Source organism: Fischerella major NIES-592 (assembly GCF_001904645.1).
GTDB classification, from domain to species: domain Bacteria; phylum Cyanobacteriota; class Cyanobacteriia; order Cyanobacteriales; family Nostocaceae; genus Fischerella; species Fischerella thermalis.
The window spans coordinates 471081-489949 of record NZ_MRCA01000002.1 but is presented as its reverse complement, the minus strand read 5'-3'; the positions used below and the strand labels follow the sequence as shown (position 1 = coordinate 489949).

At 41.7% G+C, this 18869-nt stretch carries 10 protein-coding genes; 6 read left to right on the top strand and 4 right to left on the bottom strand.

Going from position 1 to position 18869, the window contains the following annotated elements; genetic code table 11:
* Positions 1 to 101 precede the first annotated feature (101 nt).
* From NIES592_RS06040 to NIES592_RS06020, 6 genes are all read left to right on the top strand, one after another.
* Entirely contained in the window at positions 102 to 929 is an 828-nt protein-coding gene (locus NIES592_RS06040; protein ID WP_009457419.1) for a carbohydrate ABC transporter permease, read from the top strand.
* Positions 930 to 1673: 744 nt separating this feature from the next.
* Positions 1674 to 7196 (top strand): translocation/assembly module TamB domain-containing protein, encoded by a 5523-nt coding sequence (locus NIES592_RS06035; protein WP_073555197.1) that lies wholly within the window; start codon positions 1674 to 1676, stop codon positions 7194 to 7196.
* A gap of 589 nt (positions 7197 to 7785) precedes the next feature.
* Positions 7786 to 7938 (top strand): hypothetical protein, encoded by a 153-nt coding sequence (locus NIES592_RS24935; RefSeq protein WP_178379481.1) that lies wholly within the window; start codon positions 7786 to 7788, stop codon positions 7936 to 7938.
* 53 nt (positions 7939 to 7991) lie between these two features.
* Complete coding sequence (locus NIES592_RS06030) at positions 7992 to 8318, top strand: hypothetical protein (protein ID WP_306417342.1); 327 nt, start codon at positions 7992 to 7994, stop codon at positions 8316 to 8318.
* A gap of 99 nt (positions 8319 to 8417) precedes the next feature.
* Positions 8418 to 12107: a chromosome segregation protein SMC gene (gene smc / locus NIES592_RS06025; protein WP_073555196.1), complete on the top strand. Its 3690-nt coding sequence runs from the start codon at positions 8418 to 8420 to the stop codon at positions 12105 to 12107.
* 58 nt (positions 12108 to 12165) lie between these two features.
* A complete protein-coding gene (locus NIES592_RS06020; protein WP_062243590.1) occupies positions 12166 to 13161 on the top strand; it encodes a PRC-barrel domain-containing protein in 996 nt (331 codons plus the stop codon).
* A gap of 425 nt (positions 13162 to 13586) precedes the next feature.
* On the opposite strand, the gene NIES592_RS06015 is transcribed toward NIES592_RS06020, so the two are convergent.
* The 4 genes from NIES592_RS06015 to folB all read right to left on the bottom strand — a co-directional run bounded on the left by NIES592_RS06015 (position 13587) and on the right by folB (position 18710).
* Positions 13587 to 14486, bottom strand: coding sequence for a carbohydrate ABC transporter permease (locus tag NIES592_RS06015; protein ID WP_073555195.1), 900 nt, complete (start codon positions 14484 to 14486; stop codon positions 13587 to 13589).
* Positions 14487 to 14579: 93 nt separating this feature from the next.
* Positions 14580 to 15863, bottom strand: a complete 1284-nt coding sequence (locus NIES592_RS06010) for an ABC transporter substrate-binding protein (protein WP_073555194.1) — start codon at positions 15861 to 15863, stop codon at positions 14580 to 14582.
* Positions 15864 to 16502: 639 nt separating this feature from the next.
* Positions 16503 to 17801, bottom strand: a complete 1299-nt coding sequence (locus tag NIES592_RS06005; protein ID WP_073555193.1) for a diguanylate cyclase domain-containing protein — start codon at positions 17799 to 17801, stop codon at positions 16503 to 16505.
* Positions 17802 to 18350: 549 nt separating this feature from the next.
* Positions 18351 to 18710, bottom strand: a complete 360-nt coding sequence (gene folB, locus NIES592_RS06000) for a dihydroneopterin aldolase (RefSeq protein WP_062243579.1) — start codon at positions 18708 to 18710, stop codon at positions 18351 to 18353.
* Positions 18711 to 18869: the final 159 nt, after the last annotated feature.

Sequence of the window (18869 nt, the reverse complement as noted above, 5' to 3'; positions counted from 1 at the left end):
TGTTATAGATTAGCGGTTGCCGGCAGCGTTAGCGTAGCTCCTCCGGAGGAAGGCTTACTCTGGTCACAAAAAACAAATGGTTGGATCTTCAAATTCAGTACATGTCCAAACCACTCGGAAATCTTAAATATTCTTCTTTTTGGAGTCTGGCAGTACTTTTGTTAGGGGGCCTGATTGTCTTGTTACCCCTTTTTGTAGTTTTCTTGACATCTCTTGCACCGCCTGGCACTACTCCGAATCTGCTTCTTCAGAACGGTTGGTCTTTAGCAAACTACCATGAAGCTTGGCGACGAGGTAAATTCTTACTGGCATTCGCTAATTCTAGCTTGGTAGCATTAGCTGTCACGGGTTTTCAAATAGTGACTTCTGCCTTGGCAGGTTATGCCCTGGCAAGACTCAAATTTCGTGGTAGACAAGCATTACTATTGATTGTCTTAGCAACACTGGTGATTCCCTTTCAATTACTCGTGATTCCTATATTTTTGGTCTTGAAATGGGGACACTTGATTAACACTTACTGGGCTTTGATTTTACCGACGGCTGCTAATGGTTTTGGTATTTTCTTATTACGGCAGTATTTCTTAACAATACCTGTAGAGTTAGAAGAAGCAGCAGCAATAGACGGGGCAAGCCGAGTCCAAATCTTGTGGCAAATAGTATTACCTTTAGCACGCCCAGCCTTGGTAACTTTGTTTCTGTTTACCTTTATCGGTGAATGGAATGATTTATTTAAGCCGTTAGTATTTACTACAAAACCAGAATTGAGAACTGTACAGCTAGCTTTGGCTGAGTTCCAAGAACAATTTACCAATAACTGGCCTTTGCTAATGGCCGCAGTAACTATAACCACTGTACCGATTTTATTTTTATTTCTCCTTGGCCAGCGTCAATTGATCCAGGGTATTGCCACAACAGGAATTAAGAATTAAGCGAATCAATTATGGATTATATATAAAGGTTTCAGTATTCAAAATTTATTATTTGTATCCTCACCTGTTCCCCAAACTCTAATCCCTTGTCTGGGAGTTGTCACAATTCTTATTGTGTAATTTTATACAAAATACTTGTCTCAAATTTTGTTAAACATACCAGTATTAATTTTATACCGATTTTAAATTTTAGAGATTAGATTGGGTGGTATAGCTTAATACGCATACTTCCTGATGAAAGGCAAAGGAAAAAGGGCAAGGGATGGAAATAATACCCTCTCTTTCACCTTTTACCTTTTGCCAGACGCAATAGTGTTAATCCACATAATCAACCTTGTCAACCACTAATGGATGCTTGCGGGAATGTGTGTTTGTTTGTCAGCAATTCTCAACAATTCCAACTCGGAATGTGAAATTATCACTGACAACTCAAATATTAATGAATATTAAGTATTTTGCTAGCAATCACTAATTGCTTAGACTAAAACCCACGAAAATGCTTCTTTTTTCTTTACTTAAATCATCGCTATTTTTATACTCCAAAGCCAAAATAGGTTTGTATCCTGGTAATGGCATTGCCAGGTAAATGGTGTACCAAATAAACTTTGTTAGATAGTAAAAGGGGAAAGGGTAAGGGAGAAAGGATTATTTCCTATTACCCTTTTAGGAAACAAAACCCGTCTATCATGCGTTGGTGAAACTATTGTGCCTCTCCAACTCGGCTAATCATAAAAGTAAAATCCCATGAGTAAATCTCTCAAGCAAAATTATAAATCTCCAACTAACAACAAGCGTGTATGGTTGCTGATATTGGGTCGTAGTGGCATCGCTTTAGGTGGAATTTTACTAATAGGACTTATAGGTGGTGCTTGGCGGTTGTGGAGTTTTATCCAGAAAGATTTAACACCACTAGCAGAAAAAAGTCTGACCACTACACTCAATCGTCCAGTGAAGCTAGGAGAAGTTAAGGGATTTTCGCTCACGGGAGTAAAGTTTGGGACTTCAGCCATTCCAGCAACACCCACAGACCCTGATAGTGTTGCAGTCGATACCGTGGAGGTAGGTTTTGAACCGTTACAGTTACTTTTTAAGCGTGAACTGAAGTTGGATGTAACCTTAGTCAATCCAGATGTTTACGTTGAACAGGATCAACAAGGGCGCTGGATTACCACTATTATCAAAAGACAAGGTCAAGGTCAACCAATTCAAACAGATTTGGATAAAATACGGTTCCGCAATGCCCAATTAGTCTTAGTGCCACGCAAGAGAGATATAGAAGACATGGGGGACAAGGGGGACACGGGGAATAACGCCTCTTCTCCCCTCTCCTCTCCCGTGACACTTTCACAAGTAAACGGAACTGCCCAACTATTGGAAAACAACCAAGTGATTCGGTTGGACTTGACAGGAAAACCAAGCAGTGGGGGTGATGTTGCCTTGAAGGGAGATATCCGCCCACAGACATGGGCAACGAATTTACAAATACGCGGGCAAGAGTTGCTAGCCTCTGATGTGACGGGCTTAGTTAAGTTACCACTATCATTACAAGCCGGTCGAGTCAATGGTGACTTGCAGATGCAGTTTCAAATTGGGCAAACTCAGCCGCCTATATTATTTGGTAATGTTGATTTGCAAGCAGTTCAGTTTCAAGTTCCAAAAGTTCCCCAACCATTTTTGAATACCCAAGGAAAGCTGTACTTTCAAGGCACAGAAATTAAGCTTGACAATGTCATCGGCAGCTACGGCAAAATCCCATTAATTGCTAACGGTATTATTGACACCGAAACTGGTTATAAGTTGGCAGGGCGTGTAAATGGCGTCAATGTCGCTGATGTCCAAGAAACTCTCAAACTGAAATTGCCTGTACCTGTAACTGGGGAAGTACAAGCAGATTTGCAGTTTACAGGAAAAACGACCGAACCGATTCTTACAGGTATCGTTACCACTAACAAGCCTGCCCAAATTGATAAAGTTGATTTTGATAGTGCCAGTGGCAAGTTTGAGTTTGCACCCAAAGATCAGGTGATTGTCTTTAAAGATATTCAAGGCAAAGCCAAAGTCGGCGGTGAAGTCAAGGGTACTGGCAAGGTTGAGTTGGGGACAGTTCCCCGTTTGAATTTTAATTTATCGGCCAAGGATGTTCCTGGTGATGCGATCGCTCTTGTTTACAACTCCCAACCAGGGTTGAAAGTCGGTACTGTCTCTGGTACAGCCCAAATGACTGGCACTGCTGACAATGTGCAAACAACAGTTCAATTCCAGGCTCCCCAGGCGCAGTATCCTACCACAGGTGAAGTTGTTGTCAATAGCGATCGCACTCTCAATTTCCGTAATGTTGTCCTCAGTGTCGCTGGTGGTAAAGTCCAGGTTGCCGGCAGTTGGAATAACCAGAATTGGCAAGCAATTGCTGATGCCACGGGCGTACAAATAGAACCTTTTGTCAACCCCCAACAACTAGAAAATATAAATCTTAATGATGCCCGCTTCAACGGTCGCCTCATCCTCTCTGGCAGTTCCGCACCCTTCAAACTGGGTAATATTCGCACTCAGAACGCCAAAGTTAAAGTCGCAGATGGCACAGTGGCAGTTTCTCAAATCCAGCTAGGGGAAAACAGCTTTTCTGCCAAACTTGTAGCCGATAGTGTGAGGTTGTCACAGTTGCTGAAACAGCCTGTCCCTGCATTACAACCTGCATTACAAGCTGCGATGGCGGGTACATTCCAAGTATCAGGTAATACCAACAATTTTGACCTGAAAACTTTACGTGGAAATGGCTCAGCTAGTTTAGCTGTAAAAACTGGTACAGTTACTGCTACGAATATTCAAGTAGCCAACGGTGTATATCAGGCACAACTGCAAGCAAATAATGCACCACTGCAACAATTAACACTTGTTCCTCAGCAATTACACGGTCAAATTACTGGTAAGTTTAATGTTACTGGTTCTGTAGAGTCATTTCAACCAGAAACAATCCAAGCTAACGGTCAAGCCAAACTTAATGTTGGTGGTGGCAGTTTTACAGCCACAAATATCCAAGTAGCTAACGGTCGCTATCAGGCTGTAGTTAATGCTGCTGGCGTGGACTTAAATCGGTTTCATGAGCAGCTAGAAGGTAAATTCGGTGGCAAAGCCCAAGTTGCTGGTAATTTAGGAAGCTCTAAGTTAGCAGATATCCGGGCAACAGGTCAGGTAAACTTTTCTCAAGGTCTAGCTAGTATTGAGCGACCACTGACTGCGCTTGTCGGCTGGGATGGAGAAAAGTTGCTCGTTGAACGAGCAACAGCCCCTGGTTTAAATGCCAGTGGTTACATATTAGCCAATAGCAATCAAGCTGGCATACCTGAAATTACGGAGTTAAATCTTGATGTTCAAGCCCAAAATTACGATCTGCAACAGTTGCCATTAAAGTTGCCTCAGACAGTAGATCTAGCTGGAAAAGCTGATTTTAACGGGAAAATTACTGGCAATCTGCCTGTGCCAAATTTGGTAGGAAAACTGACACTGCGGGACTTGAATGTTAACAACTTAGCTTTTGAGTCGGTGTTAAACGGTAACATCCAATCAGTGCAAGGACGTGGTTTAAATTTAGATGTCACTGGCAAGCATGACAAAATTGCTGTCAATCTCGATGGGAATAATCGCCCCAATTCCTTTACAGTGCAATGGCAGCAAGCTTCGGCAATAGGTCAAGCACAAGGCGATAATTTAGCGGCAAAAGTAGAAAACTTTCCCTTAAAAGTGTTGAATTTGCCAGTACCTGCAAGTACTTATTTGGGACAAGGGGAAATAGCAGGTTCACTGAGTGGAGATTTTCTTATTAATCAAAATACATTAGCAGTAGCCGGGGATGTAGCGATCGCTCAGCCACAAGTAGGTAGAATTAAAGGCGATCGCTTACAAGCTCTGTTCCGTTACGAAGATGGTAAGACAACCCTGACCGATAGCGCCTTCATCAAAGGTAACAGTCGCTATGCCTTTATTGGTGAGTTTACACCCACAGCTACAACTCCCCAAATCAAAGGCAAACTAAACATCAGTCAAGGTGAAATCCAAGATATATTAACAACACTCCAGTTTTTTGAACTGCAAGATTTCCAACGGGGAACAGCTACCCCAACCTACGGTAAAGCTAGTGACCTCAACACCGTAGCAGTCGGTTCAGCAGGACAGCCTATACTAGATCAAATTCGCCGTTTTTCCGAAATTAAAGCACTGATTGCACAACAGCAACAACAACGGCGTGATGTTGCTTTAGTACCAGACTTAGCAGATTTAAAAGGGACTTTTAACGGCGAAATTGATTTTGATACTGCCACAGAAAATGGACTAACAGCAGATTTTAAATTGAATGGTCAAAACTTCGTCTGGGGACGAGAAAGCGAACCCAACCACCTATACACAGTAGAACAAGTAATTGCTCACGGTAGCTTTGAAAATGGTGTTCTCAGGTTACTACCTTTGCGAATTGAATCTCAAGATCAGCTGATCGCTTTCACTGGTAATCTAGGCGGTACAGAACAATCGGGTCAGCTACGGGTGAAAAATTTCCCCCTGGAGGTGTTGAGTAATTACGTCAATTTGCCAATGGGTGCGACAGGTAAGATCAACGCTACAGCAACTTTAGCAGGCAGTGTCAATAATCCCCAAGCCAGAGGAGAATTACAAGTTACACAAGGAACCCTAAATCAAAAAGGTATAGAATCGGCGACTGCAAGTTTTAGCTACCACGATGGACGTTTAAATTTTGGTAGTAACGTCATGGTTGCTGGCTCCGAACCTGTTACCATTACTGGCAGTGTTCCTGCAAAATTGCCTTTTGCTACTGCTGCACCAGATAGCGACCAAATCAATTTGGATGTGCAAGTGAAAAACGAAGGCTTAGCAATTTTAAACTTGTTGACAGATCAGCTAGCTTTTGAAAAGGGACAAGGGGAAGTCAATCTCACTGTACGGGGAACAAAAGAACAACCAATTGTGAATGGTATTGCTGCTGTTAAAGATGCCACATTTTCAGCTCAGGCTTTACCAGGAAAATTGACTGATGTCACAGGGAAGGCCCAGTTTGATTTTGACCGTATTAAAGTTGAAAGTCTGCAAGGCAATTTTAGTCAGGGTAATATCATAGCTCAAGGAGAAATTCCGATTTTCACTAACTCTCAAAAACAAATAGATCATCCTCTGAATGTGTCTTTGAATAAATTAGCAGTGAATTTGAAGGGACGGTATCAAGGAGGGGTGAGTGGCAATTTGCAGATTACTGGTTCTGCTCTCAGTCCAGTTATTGGCGGTAATCTCAAGCTAGCTAATGGTCAGGTTTTAATCACAGAATCAGCTAACAACGCCATCAATGCTGGCAATAGTCATCAAGAAATTAGTTATGCCAAAACAAATAAACCAGAAAAATCTGAAAATTACACCACAGTCACACGATTTAATGATCTCAAATTAGAATTAGACAAAAATGTAGAAATTGCTTTACCACCAATTCTAAGTTTCCGCGCTACTGGTTCGCTGAATGTCAATGGTTCATTTAATAATCCAGAACCTGAAGGAACTATTCGCCTACGGGGTGGAGATGTGAATTTATTTACTACTCAATTTAACCTTGCTCGTGGTTATAAAAACAGAGCGGTTTTTAGAGGAGATCAAAACCCCGACTTGGATATCCGCCTGTTTGCTAACGTATTGGATGTCAACCCTTCCCAAGTAACTACCACTCCTTTCTCTTCTGAAATCAGTGATGAAAACATTACATCCTTTCAACCTGTAAATACTGTGCGTGTCGAAGCCAGAATCGATGGTCCAGCTAGCCAGCTTAATCAAAATCTCGAACTCACCAGCAATCCTCCCCGCAATCAAACAGAAATAGTTGCTTTACTAGGGGGTGGTTTTGTACAAACCTTGGGACGTGGTGATAGCACCTTGGGACTTGTCAATTTAGCAGGTTCGGCTTTGAATATTCAACGCGCTTTTAACCAAATTGGTAACGCTTTCGGTTTAAGTGAACTACGTATATTTCCTACTGTTGCTTCCGATGATCCAGATAATCCAGAAGTAACAAGGAGAAATTTTTCGATGGATCTGGCAGCGGAAGCTGGAATTGATGTTTCCCGTAATATTTCTTTTTCTGCTCTCAAAGTTTTGACGAGTGATGAAGCGCCACAATTTGGCGTTAACTATCGTATTAATTCTGAGTTTCGCCTGCGTACTTCCACTGATTTATCTGGCGATAATCAGGCGGTGCTGGAGTATGAAGATAGGTTCTAGGCAGGTAGAATTCCTTAAATGTCTGGTAGTCAGAGCCATGAAAAGCGATCGCAATAGTTCTTTACGATCATTGTGCCAATGGATTAAATGAAATCAAGTACCACATATCACTAAAAATTAAAAAAAGCTTATTTTTTAATATTGTCTTAAGAATCTACTTGACTTTTGCTCAAAAGTTGTATAGAATCAAGTCACATGAACGACAGGCACACGTTAATATACTTAATCCACAGGCAAAGGCTTGTGCCTCCTGCCTAAGCCCAGCGCTGCAATAGTTCACCTAAATATCACATTCGCTTTCAGTTGCACTGTTTAATTTTTCACTCAGTGAATGCTTTGTCTTGAGCTTTCTATCGTAGATGAGCTAATTTGCAGTGTCCTACTGTCCACCCTTAGTTGTAATTACTCCCATCGATAACTCTTCGTGACGCAATGCATTTTTAATTAATTGCGATCGCCTTCCAAATAAAATTTCCGGTCTAGTAGGCTTCTGCTAGACCTCATTTGTTTTAAGTAAATTAGATGAATTGTAGCAATATTTGATACAAAAACCACACTGATGGGAAAACTATTATAGAACAGAGCATCAGTGGATGAAATCAACATGGTAGAAGCTACAGTTACCAGGGAAGAAATTCCGCAAATACTGTCAGATATTGTGACGAAACTAATGGCAAAAAATGCCCAAGATCGCTATCAAAGTGCTTTTGGTTTAAGGTATGACTTGGAGTTGTGTCTATGACAATGGCAAAAGATCAAGCAAATCACTACTTTTGAATTGGGAACTCGGGATATTTGCGATCGCTTATTTTGATTCTCAAACATCGTCTCAAAGCGAATAATACTCGTCCCGCCATTGAAGTTGTGAAAAATTATGGTGATATACCTCCCATCCCATGTTTTGCCGGACAATTGAATCAAGTATTCATGAACCTACTAGCAAATGCCATAGATGCTTTAGAGGAGTCAAATTTTGGACGTAACTTTCAGGAAATTCAAGCCCACCCCAATTGCATTACTGTTTCGACTAGCATGAGTCAAGATAAAAATTCAGTTTTGATCCGCATTCAAGATAATGACGGTTCTTTTTTACCCCTCAGAACTAATGACACAGACCACTAGAACCCTACCCAATCCTCAACCCCCGATCCCAAATCAATGACTATTAACGACTTTCACTGATACACTTGAACTTTCCGCCTTCCCAACTAGTCAGCGCCTATGGTGCATATAAAAAGGGTTGAACTTACCAATTTTAAATCCTTCGGTGGCACTACCTCCGTTCCTCTGTTGCCGGGGTTTACTGTCATTTCTGGACCAAATGGTTCTGGGAAATCGAATATTCTTGACTCGCTGCTATTTTGCTTAGGACTCTCTAATTCTAAGGGAATGCGCGCCGATCGCTTACCCGATCTCGTCAACACCACCCAAACTAGCAAATCTCGTGCTGCTGTCGAAGCTAGTGTGACGGTGACGTTTGATTTATCGGATCATGAACCAGATGAATTTTTAGAAGTTGAACCGATTGTTTCCACCGTCGAAGTTGAAAGCCTCGATGACGATACCTCCGTTGCAGAGAAGAATACACAAGAGGTTGAACAAACAGAAGACGAAAAAAATCGTAAACAAAAAATCCGCGCTATACCGGGTGGAGAGTGGAGTGTCACCCGCAGGCTACGCGTGACTCCCCAAGGAACTTATACATCAAACTATTACATTAACGGAATTTCCAGTACTCTGACAGAGTTACACGAAGAATTAGAACGTCTGCGCGTTTATCCAGAAGGTTACAACGTCGTTTTGCAAGGGGACGTCACTAGTATTATTTCGATGAACGCGCGGGAAAGGCGCGAAATTATTGATGAGTTGGCAGGGGTGGCAGCCTTTGACCGTAAAATTAATCAAGCGAAAGATACTCTCGAAGAAGTTCGGGAAAAAGAAGATAGTTGCCGAATTATTGAAACAGAGTTAACAGCACAGTGCGATCGCCTCTCTCAAGATAAAGCCAAAGCCGAAAAATACCAAAAACTCCGCACTGAGTATCTAGAAAAACAAAAGTGGGAAGCGGTGTTATCTTGGCGTACCTTGCAAAATCACCAAGAAAAGTTAGCGAACCAAATTCAAGCAGGCGATCGCACCTCCACCGAACTCACCGAACAACTCACCCACCTCAACACCCAAATTACCCAAAAAAATATCCAACTTGCACAACTCAACGCCCGTGTGAAAGCATTGGGAGAAGAAGAACTTTTAGCAGTACAATCCACCCTCGCTAACCAACAAGCCGAACGTAAACAACTCCAGCGCCAGCAAACAGAATTAGAAACAGCATTCCAAGAAACAGCCAAGCGTCTAGTTCAAACTCAGCAAGAAATTCAACAGCACCAGCAAACTATAGAACAACTAGTGCAACAACACGGTGTAGAGACGTTGCATGCAAAGTCTCTACAAACGGAACGAGATGCAACCCAACAAGAATTAGAAAATTCCCGTCAAGCAGCAGCAGAAATTGCTTCTGCTTCGGAAGCGTGGGTACAACAACAAACAGCACTCAATCGCCAAATTGAAACTTTGCTGCAAACCGTCGAACCCCAGCGCACCGAACAAGCACAGCTAAGGGAACGAAACAACCAACTGCAACAGCAAATTCAAGAACAAACCCAGTTAATTCAAACTCTAGAACCACAACTTGCAGAAAAACAAACTGAGTGTAGTCGCCTAGAAACAGAATTTAATTCCTCCAGTGAACCAATTCAAGCATTAGCGGAAAATATCACCGCCACAGAACAAGAATTACAAATTCAACAAGAAACCCAAAAGCGCCTCTTACAAGAACAACGGGAAAAACAACGCCAATTAGATAAATTAGAAGCACAAGCGCAAGTACAACACGAAGTCCAAGGCACAGGCGCAAGTAAAGTCATTCTACAATCAGGAATGCCTGGTATTTGTGGGATGGTTGTCCAACTAGGACGAGTGGAACCGCGTTTTCAACTCGCTTTGGAAATTGCTGCTGGTGCGCGGTTGGGACATATTGTGGTGGAAGATGATTCCGTCGCCGCCGCCGGAATTGAATTATTAAAGCAAAAACGTGCTGGGAGAGCAACTTTTTTACCGTTAAATAAAATTCAAGCTCCGAAATTTACACCAGATGCAACCCTGCGTTTAGCTCAAGGCTTTATCGGCTATGCTGTGAACTTAGTGGAGTGTGAGCCGCGTTATCGGGATGTGTTCGCCTACGTTTTTGGCAATACAGTTGTCTTTTCCACCTTAGAACACGCTCGTAAAAATTTGGGACTTTACCGGATTGTCACCCTCGAAGGCGAATTGTTAGAAACTAGTGGTGCGATGACTGGCGGTAGTGTCTTCCAGCGTTCGGCGTTGCGGTTTGGAAGTGGCGAAGCAGCGGAATCGGAAGAAGTCTTGGCGCTGAAAAAGCGCTTGGGAGATATTGATCGAATTTTAGAACGTTGTACCGAGGCGATCGCATCCCTTTCAACTCGCGCCAAACAGCTTTCCCAAGAATTAACACAAGCACGTCAAACCCGGCGCGAACAGCAATTACAGCTAGAACAGTTACAAAAAGAAATCAAAACCCTCACTACTCAGTTAGAAACTACGCGATCGCAACTTAGCCAAAATACCGAAAGACTTAGCACTGCTCAATCTCGTTTGGAAGTTTTAGATCGGGATTTACCAGGACAAGAGCAACAATTGCAACAAATGCGCCACGCACTGGCAGAGTTGGAAGCCTCCCAAACTCCCCAGGAATGGCAGCAAATTCAAGCAGTGATCAAAAAACAAGAGCAACAATTACAACAACAAGAACAAGTATTACGGACAGCCGAACAAAACCTCAAAGACTTAGAAAATCAGCAACAGCGCTTACAGGAGAAAATTGAAGCAGCAGAACAGCGTATTTTAGAATACCAAACACAACAATCCTCCTGTAGAGATGCGATTCATCGCGTCTCCACAGAAATAACCACAATTAACGATCAAATTTCCCAGACTCGCCAGCGTTTGAGTGAAATGGAAGCGAATTTAGGGGAAGAAAAACAAAAACGCGATCGCGCTGAACAGGAATTGCGTGCTGACACCCAGCGTCAACAACAGCTAGAGTGGGAAATTCAAAAACTCCAAGAAACCCAGCAAACGCGTCGGGAAGAACTAGCAAACGTCCAAGCCCAACTGCAAACAGTGGCGGCAGATTTACCATCACCTTTACCAGAAGTTCCAGATAAAGTCGATTTAGAAGAATTACAAAAAGAATTGCGATCGCTTGCTAAGCGCCTACAAGCAATGGAACCAGTGAATATGCTGGCGTTAGAACAATACGAACGCACCCAAAAACGTTTAGAAGAACTCAGTCAAAAATTGCAAACATTGGAAGCAGAACGTACAGAATTATTGTTAAGAATTGAAAACTTTACTACTTTGCGTCAACGCGCTTTTAAAGAAGCATTCGACGCCGTCAATGAAAACTTTAAATCAATTTTTGCCACCCTTTCTGAAGGCGACGGCTATTTACAACTCGACAATCCCGAAGATCCATTTAGTAGCGGCTTAAATTTAGTCGCACACCCCAAAGGTAAACCAGTACAACGCCTTGCTTCCATGTCTGGGGGAGAAAAATCTCTCACAGCTTTAAGCTTTATTTTTGCCCTGCAAAGGTATCGTCCCTCGCCATTTTATGCATTTGATGAAGTAGATATGTTTCTGGATGGGGCAAACGTGGAACGATTAGCTAAAATGATTAAACAACAGGCGCAACAAGCACAATTTATAGTTGTGAGTTTGCGTCGCCCGATGATAGAATCAGCCGAACGCACGATTGGCGTTACTCAAGCAAGAGGAGCTTTTACTCAAGTGTTGGGTATTAAGTTACAATCGTCTAATACGTCGGCTTGAGTTTTTGTTAATAATAGTGTATAGATAAACCGGATTCGAGATCAGGACTCGGTATAGAATGACCTCTGAACAAATAATTAGGCGTTCCGATATTTTAAATACCCAGGTAATCACCCGTGACAACGGGAAAAGACTAGGCATAGTCAGTCAAGTCTGGGTTGATGTAGATCAGCGAGAGGTTGTGGCTCTTGGCTTGCGAGACAGCCTGATCTCCGTCTCTGGCATACCGCGCTATATGTACCTCAGCAACATCAGCCAAATCGGGGATGTGATTTTGGTTGATAACGAGGATGTCATCGAAGACATTGAGGTTGAGGCACTCAGCAACCTAATTAACTGGGAAGTAATTACAGAAACAGGTGAAGTCTTAGGTAAAGTCCGCGGCTTCAAATTCAACGGCGAGACAGGGAAAATACATTCTATCACTATCGCCTCCCTAGGACTACCCCAAATTCCTGATTCTTTCCTGAGTACTTATGAACTCTCGGTAGAAGAAATAGTCAGTACAGGCCCTAACAGGTTAATTGTATTCGAGGGTGCTGAAGAACGGGTAACTCAGCTCACAGTCGGTATTCTAGAGCGTCTTGGTATCGGTAGAGCGCCTTGGGAGCGGGAAGACGTAGAAGATTACAACTACGCTCCCCGAACAGTTGCACCTTCCAACCAGTTACCGAGTGGAGTGCCAATAGAACCAATTAAGCCTAAAGTTCGCGCTCCCGAACCTGTGGTAGAACAGGAATGGGACGAAGACTATTATGAGGAAGAACGACCTCAACGACGGGTGATGGAAGCACGATCTTACGAGTCCATCCGCTACGAAGAAGAAGAGGAAGAAGACAATTGGAGTGAAGCCACGGGTAAAGATAGGTATGAAGCCCAACCCTACGAACCACCCCAACCTTACACCAGTAAATCATCATATACAGAAGAATATGATGAGTATGACGACGATCTCAAGCGCGATGCTTGGGATGATGAACCACCAAAGCCGGTAAACATTCCCAAGAAAGTCAAAGAGAAAATGCCAGAGTACGAAGAAGAAGGCGGATATTAAATCAGTGAACAGTGAACAGTTATCAGTGATCACAAACTAATAACGTCCAGAGTCTTAATCCCTGACTTTTTAGAAGATACCGCTGGCGAAGGGGAGTCAGACTCCTCAAGAAAAAACAGATTGAGAAGAAGTTCACGTGGGAGCAGGCTAGTTCAAAAAGTGCAGTATAATACTGCACTTTTTGAGTATAAGAATGTAAGACCAAAGCACAAGCAAGTGTACCTGTACTGGCGCAAGGGTAAGAAAAACAGGCATTGCTGAATCAAGATATGAATTTACAATTCACGGATATATAGAGACGTAGCAATGCNACGTCTCTACAAAAATGTATACAAACATAATTCATGACCAGATTCAGCAACGCCGAAAAACAGATAGTTAATTAACCCTGTTTTGTTAATCCCCAATCCCCGCTTCCTTCCCTCTTACACCATTAAACGAGATTTCCTCAATAACCAACTTGCGATCGCCACAGCTGTAACTAATAATAAAAATGTCACCACTACCAGCGCCGCTCCATAGCCAAAATCTAAATAACGCATGATTGTCGAGTAGATATATAAAGATACAACTTCCGTAGCGCCACCAGGTCCACCACCAGTCATTACAGCAATTAAATCAAAAATCCCGAAAGCTTGGGCAAAGCGAAACAGCATGGCAATCAGAATTTGTGGCATCAACAGTGGTAAGGTAATTTGATAGAAACTTTGCCAAGGTTTAGCACCATCAATGGCATGGGCTTCGTACAAATCTGAGGAAATTGACTGCAATCCAGCCAACAACAAAATACTAATAAATGGCGTAGTCTTCCACACATCTGCAAACACAACTGCAACCATTGCTAGGGTTGGTTCCCCCAGCCAATTTATTCCAGTTTGAATTACACCCAACCTGAGCAAAATATCATTTACCACCCCGAATTGATCATTAAAAATCCACGCCCACGCCAAACCAATCAAAGCAGTAGGCAAAGCCCAAGGTATGATAGCAACAGTTCTGACTGCACCTCGTCCAAAAAATCGTTGATTGAGAATTAAGGCGATTCCCAACCCCAACACCAATTCAAAAATCACAGATGCGGTTGTAAATACAGATGAAATCCAGAAACTTTGCCAAAAACGCCCATCCCCAGCCATCCGCACATAATTATCCAAACCAGCAAAATTAGCCTGTAGCTGAGTTCCCAAATTCTGAGCAAACAAACTCAACCAAAAAGCCCGCAAAATTGGATAACCAAATACTAACAATAACAGCAACAGCGCAGGCAACAAGAAAAGCCACGCCGTTCTGTGTTCTCGACTACGCATTGTACTTAAATTGGTCATTGGTGGTTAGTGGTTGTTGGTGGTTGGTTGTTAGTTGTTGATTAGTTATTTACTACTCCTCACACTTCCCCCACTCCCCTAATCCCCACCTCCTCAAACATCCCCCAACAACCGCCTCGTCTCCTGGGCTGCTGCTTTCATGGCTGCTTCCGGAGTCATACGATTTGTTAATGCTGCACTCAGGTAACGTTGCAAAATATCTGAGGTTTGGGCATACTGAGCAATGGGTGGACGCAAAACAGCTTGTTCCACTACTTCTAGTAACTGGGGGTAGTGGGGATAGGTGGCGACGATTTGCGGATCTGTAAATAATGAACGCCTGCTAGGTACAAAACCAGCTTGGAGAATAAATCGACGCTGTGCTGCTTCGCTGGTAAAGTATTGAATTGCTTTCCAAGCTTCTTGGGGATGTTTAGTCGTTTTAGAAATTCCCAAACCCCACCCGCCTAAGCAAGCCCCTGAATTTTCACCAGAGGCGCTAACCATTGGCTTAATGGCAATTTTACCTCTGATGGGAGAATCTTTTTCATTCGCGAGGGGCCAAACATAGGGCCAGCTGCGTAAAAAAACCGCTTGTCCACTCTGAAAAATGCGTCTGGTTTCTTCTTCTTGGTATGTTGTCACACCAGGAGGAGAAATACCTATTTGAATTGTCTGTTTGAGAAAAGCGATCGCTTTTAAGGTTTCTGGTCTATCTAATCCTACTTCTAGGGTATTAGGATTCACCCAAAATCCCCCGAAACCTTCAAGAATTTCGACAAACATCGCCGCTAATCCTTCATATTGGCGACCTTGCCAAATATAACCCCAATTTATCTTGTCTTGCTGTTTTAATGCTTGGGAAATCTTGATCAAATCTGTAAAAGTTTCTGGTGGATTAAACCCCGCTTGTCTAAGTAAATCTTCTCGGTAGTAAAGCATTCCCACATCACTCCGCATCGGAATTCGATACAACCTACCTTTGTAACGTCCACCTTCTACATCCTTAGGTGAAAAAGCTGCTAATTCGGATTCTGTAACCTTGTCTGTTAAATCTAGCAGCCACCCAGCCGCAGCAAATTTAGGTGTCCAAATGACATCCATATTAATCAGGTCATAGGGAGAATCACCTAAAATAAAAGCTGATGTATACAGGTCTTCGAGTAAATTCGTAGCGTTTGGCCCTTCAATAATATTGATGCGAATACCAGGATTTTTACTCTCAAAGTCTTTGATGATACCCTCTTTCCAAGGTTGAGCATCAGGGGCTGTCATCAACAAATTGAGAACCACTGGTTGTTGGGTGTGGGCTGGCGGAACAGATACAAAAATAATACCCAACAATACCACAACAAAAATTACTATTGAAAATTTCAATTTTGCTAGGACTTTTACCATTAGCTTTGCTGGCTGACGGTTAAATATTCACTTTACTCTGAAAAAGTAAGTGATTTGATGAAATATTAAGTAGTTGTCAGGAAATTTTAAAAATACGTAATCTAATTTATTATTTATTTTTGTTATCAATTAGAATTGCAGCCATGACAAAAATCAATGAATACGAACACAGATAAATCATCGGTGTTCATCGGTGTGTATCGGTGTTCGCTTTCCCAAAAAATATTGGACTATCGAGATGACTTACAGCCACAACAAAAGTCAATAAATTACGAACACAGATGCACACAGATACACACAGGTAAATCATCGGTGTTCATCGGTGTGTATCGGTGTTCGCTTTCCCAAAAAATATTGGACTATCGAGATAACTTACAGCCACAACAAAAGTCAATAAATTACGAACACAGATGCACACAGATACACACAGATAAATCATCGGTGTTCATCGGTGTGTATCGGTGTTCGCTTTCCCAAAAAATATTGGACTATCGAGATGACTTGCAGCCACAACAAAAGTCAATAAATTACGAACACAGATGCACACAGATAAATCATTGGTGTTAATCTGTGTGCATCCGTGTTCGATAACAAAATACTGTTGTTACCGCTTCAATCCACATTAAACGTAATTTAAATTTAATCTATAAAACTTTTATCAAAAATAATATAGTTAGCCTTTCCTTTTACTTTGGCACGATACATTGCTGTATCCGCATCCCGCAATAGATTTGTCGGTTCTTCGTAACCACTACAACTTAAAGCTATCCCAATACTAGCTGTTGTGGAGATTTCATATCCATTGAGGTGCAGAGGTAAACTTAAAGTTTCTTGAATACGTTTGGCAATATTAATAGCATCACTAACATCTTTAATATCCTCTAACAACACTGCAAATTCATCGCCACCAAATCTAGCGACAGTATCACCACCACGCAAACACGACTCCAAGCGTCGAGCGATCGCCACTAATAAATCATCACCCATGCGATGCCCAAAGCGATCGTTAATTATTTTAAAACTATCTAAATCTAAAAATAAAACAGCAAAATGATAATTAAAGCGTCTTTTACAACGTTCTGATGCTTGTTTTAGCCTATCCAGAAATAACACTCGGTTAGGTAGTGCTGTTAGTCCATCATAGAAGGCGTTGCGAATTAGTTGTGCTTCTTTTTGCTTGCGTTGAGTAATGTCTTGAAAAACTATCACAGCACCTGCAATTCTACCCATATGATCACGAATTGGTGCAACAGTATCTCCAATCGGTATTTTTTTTCCATCCCTGGTTATGAGAAGACAGTTTTCTGGTAGTTGCAAAACTATACCAGTTTCCATTGCTTGCTTTACTATATCAACAATCTCTTCTCCAGTGTCTTGATCAACTAAATTTAAAACATCTCTCCAAAATTTCCCCAAAGCTTCTTTTTGCTGACAACCAGTCAGTATTTCCGCTATTGGATTCATCATTTGGATGCTAGCATTTATATCTGCCATCACTACTGCGCAGCCCATACTATTAATAACCGTCAGTAGTTTTTGATTTTCCTGTTGTAGTTGGTTTTGAACTTTCTCTTTATAAAGAGCCATTTCGACTGCATTATACAATTCTTTTTCCGTGAAGGGTTTAATAATGTAGCTAAAAGGCTCTCCTAAGTGATTATTACTAAATGTTTTATGTTCTGGATCTTCTGTTAAACAGAGTACTGGTATTTTCAAATTAAATTTAATCGTATCTATTACTTCCACACAATCTAATTCTCCTATTGAACAGATACAAATTAACACTAAGTCAGGACTGATTTCTACTATATTTTGTATTGAATTTTCTCCAAAATTAATTATTTTATGAACCTCATATCCTAACTTGTGTAAAGTATTTGTAATATCCACAGCAAGGATTTCTTCATCCTCGATAACTAGGATTTTTGGAGCCGCCATGCTAAAGTTACCAGTTCTACAGGAGCGAATTTTGTTGTCGATGTCAGCTAAGTTTGGAAGACCGTAATCCTATCATAATAAATCCCCTATCATACTGTGTCTTACTTAACTAAATTAATCACTACCTCTTGCTGTTTTTGAGAAAATAGTCTATTTTTTAACTCTTAATTAACCAGCTAAAAGTAACTGAGGTGTCTCATATCAAGTTAATATAATGTTGTTTAACAAAAAATTTTATTTTTTAGATAAGCTTGATAAATATTGGCAGCACATAGCACATTTCTTCTATTTATCAAATTTAAAATATACAGTGGCCCAATTTATTCTAACTTATTAGATATATTAGGGATCTACGTTCATAAGTATTTTGGTATAACTATTGCCTTATGATATGTATGTTAATAGTTAATAGTTAATAGTTAGTTGTTAGTTGTTAGTTGTTAGTTGTTAGTTGTTTACCACTTCTCACACCCCTCATACTCCTCACACCTCCCCACTGCCCCTAATCCCCAAAGGGGGCCCGGGGCCCCGAGTTCCCCACCTCCCCACTTACCTGCTTCTAGTCACACAAATGCTGATTTTGCCAGCAAAGTCTGGGATTGGTGCAGCAGGTTTACTGAGGGTAACTTGAACTTGCGTGAGACGATCGCACTCTTGCAAAATAGAATCTGCAATTACAGCTACCAGTCTTTCAATCAAAGCAAACTTTGATGTTTTGATCAGATGTTGCACCAAATTAATAACTTGACGGTAGTCTACAGTATCTGCGATCGCATCAGTTTTGCCTGCTGATTTGAGATCCAACCATAACTTCACATCCACCTCAAACCATTGTCCTAGCACCTGTTCCTCTGCTAGATAGCCAGTGTAGCCATAAGCCCGAATTCCCGTGACATCAATGCAGTCCATATGAAAATAAAAGAGCGAATTTTGCCTTTAGGATTGTAAAGCAAGTCATATATTGTTGGTTGATGGTTGATTGTTGGTTGTCATTGGTTATTAGTTTTTCTCCCCATCACCCCATCTTCCCTACCCTACGGGAAGCCGCGCAAAGCGCATCTACACCCC

Excerpts from the sequence above, each read along its gene's own strand:
- NIES592_RS06010 (WP_073555194.1), bottom strand. The coding sequence starts at position 15,863 with ATGGTAAAAGTCCTAGCAAAATTGAAATTTTCAATAGTAATTTTTGTT.
- folB (WP_062243579.1), bottom strand. The coding sequence starts at position 18,710 with ATGGACTGCATTGATGTCACGGGAATTCGGGCTTATGGCTACACTGGC.
- NIES592_RS06035 (WP_073555197.1), top strand. The coding sequence starts at position 1,674 with ATGAGTAAATCTCTCAAGCAAAATTATAAATCTCCAACTAACAACAAG.
- NIES592_RS06015 (WP_073555195.1), bottom strand. The coding sequence starts at position 14,486 with ATGACCAATTTAAGTACAATGCGTAGTCGAGAACACAGAACGGCGTGG.
- NIES592_RS06020 (WP_062243590.1), top strand. The coding sequence starts at position 12,166 with ATGACCTCTGAACAAATAATTAGGCGTTCCGATATTTTAAATACCCAG.
- smc (WP_073555196.1), top strand. The coding sequence starts at position 8,418 with ATGGTGCATATAAAAAGGGTTGAACTTACCAATTTTAAATCCTTCGGT.
- NIES592_RS06005 (WP_073555193.1), bottom strand. The coding sequence starts at position 17,801 with ATGGCGGCTCCAAAAATCCTAGTTATCGAGGATGAAGAAATCCTTGCT.
- NIES592_RS06040 (WP_009457419.1), top strand. The coding sequence starts at position 102 with ATGTCCAAACCACTCGGAAATCTTAAATATTCTTCTTTTTGGAGTCTG.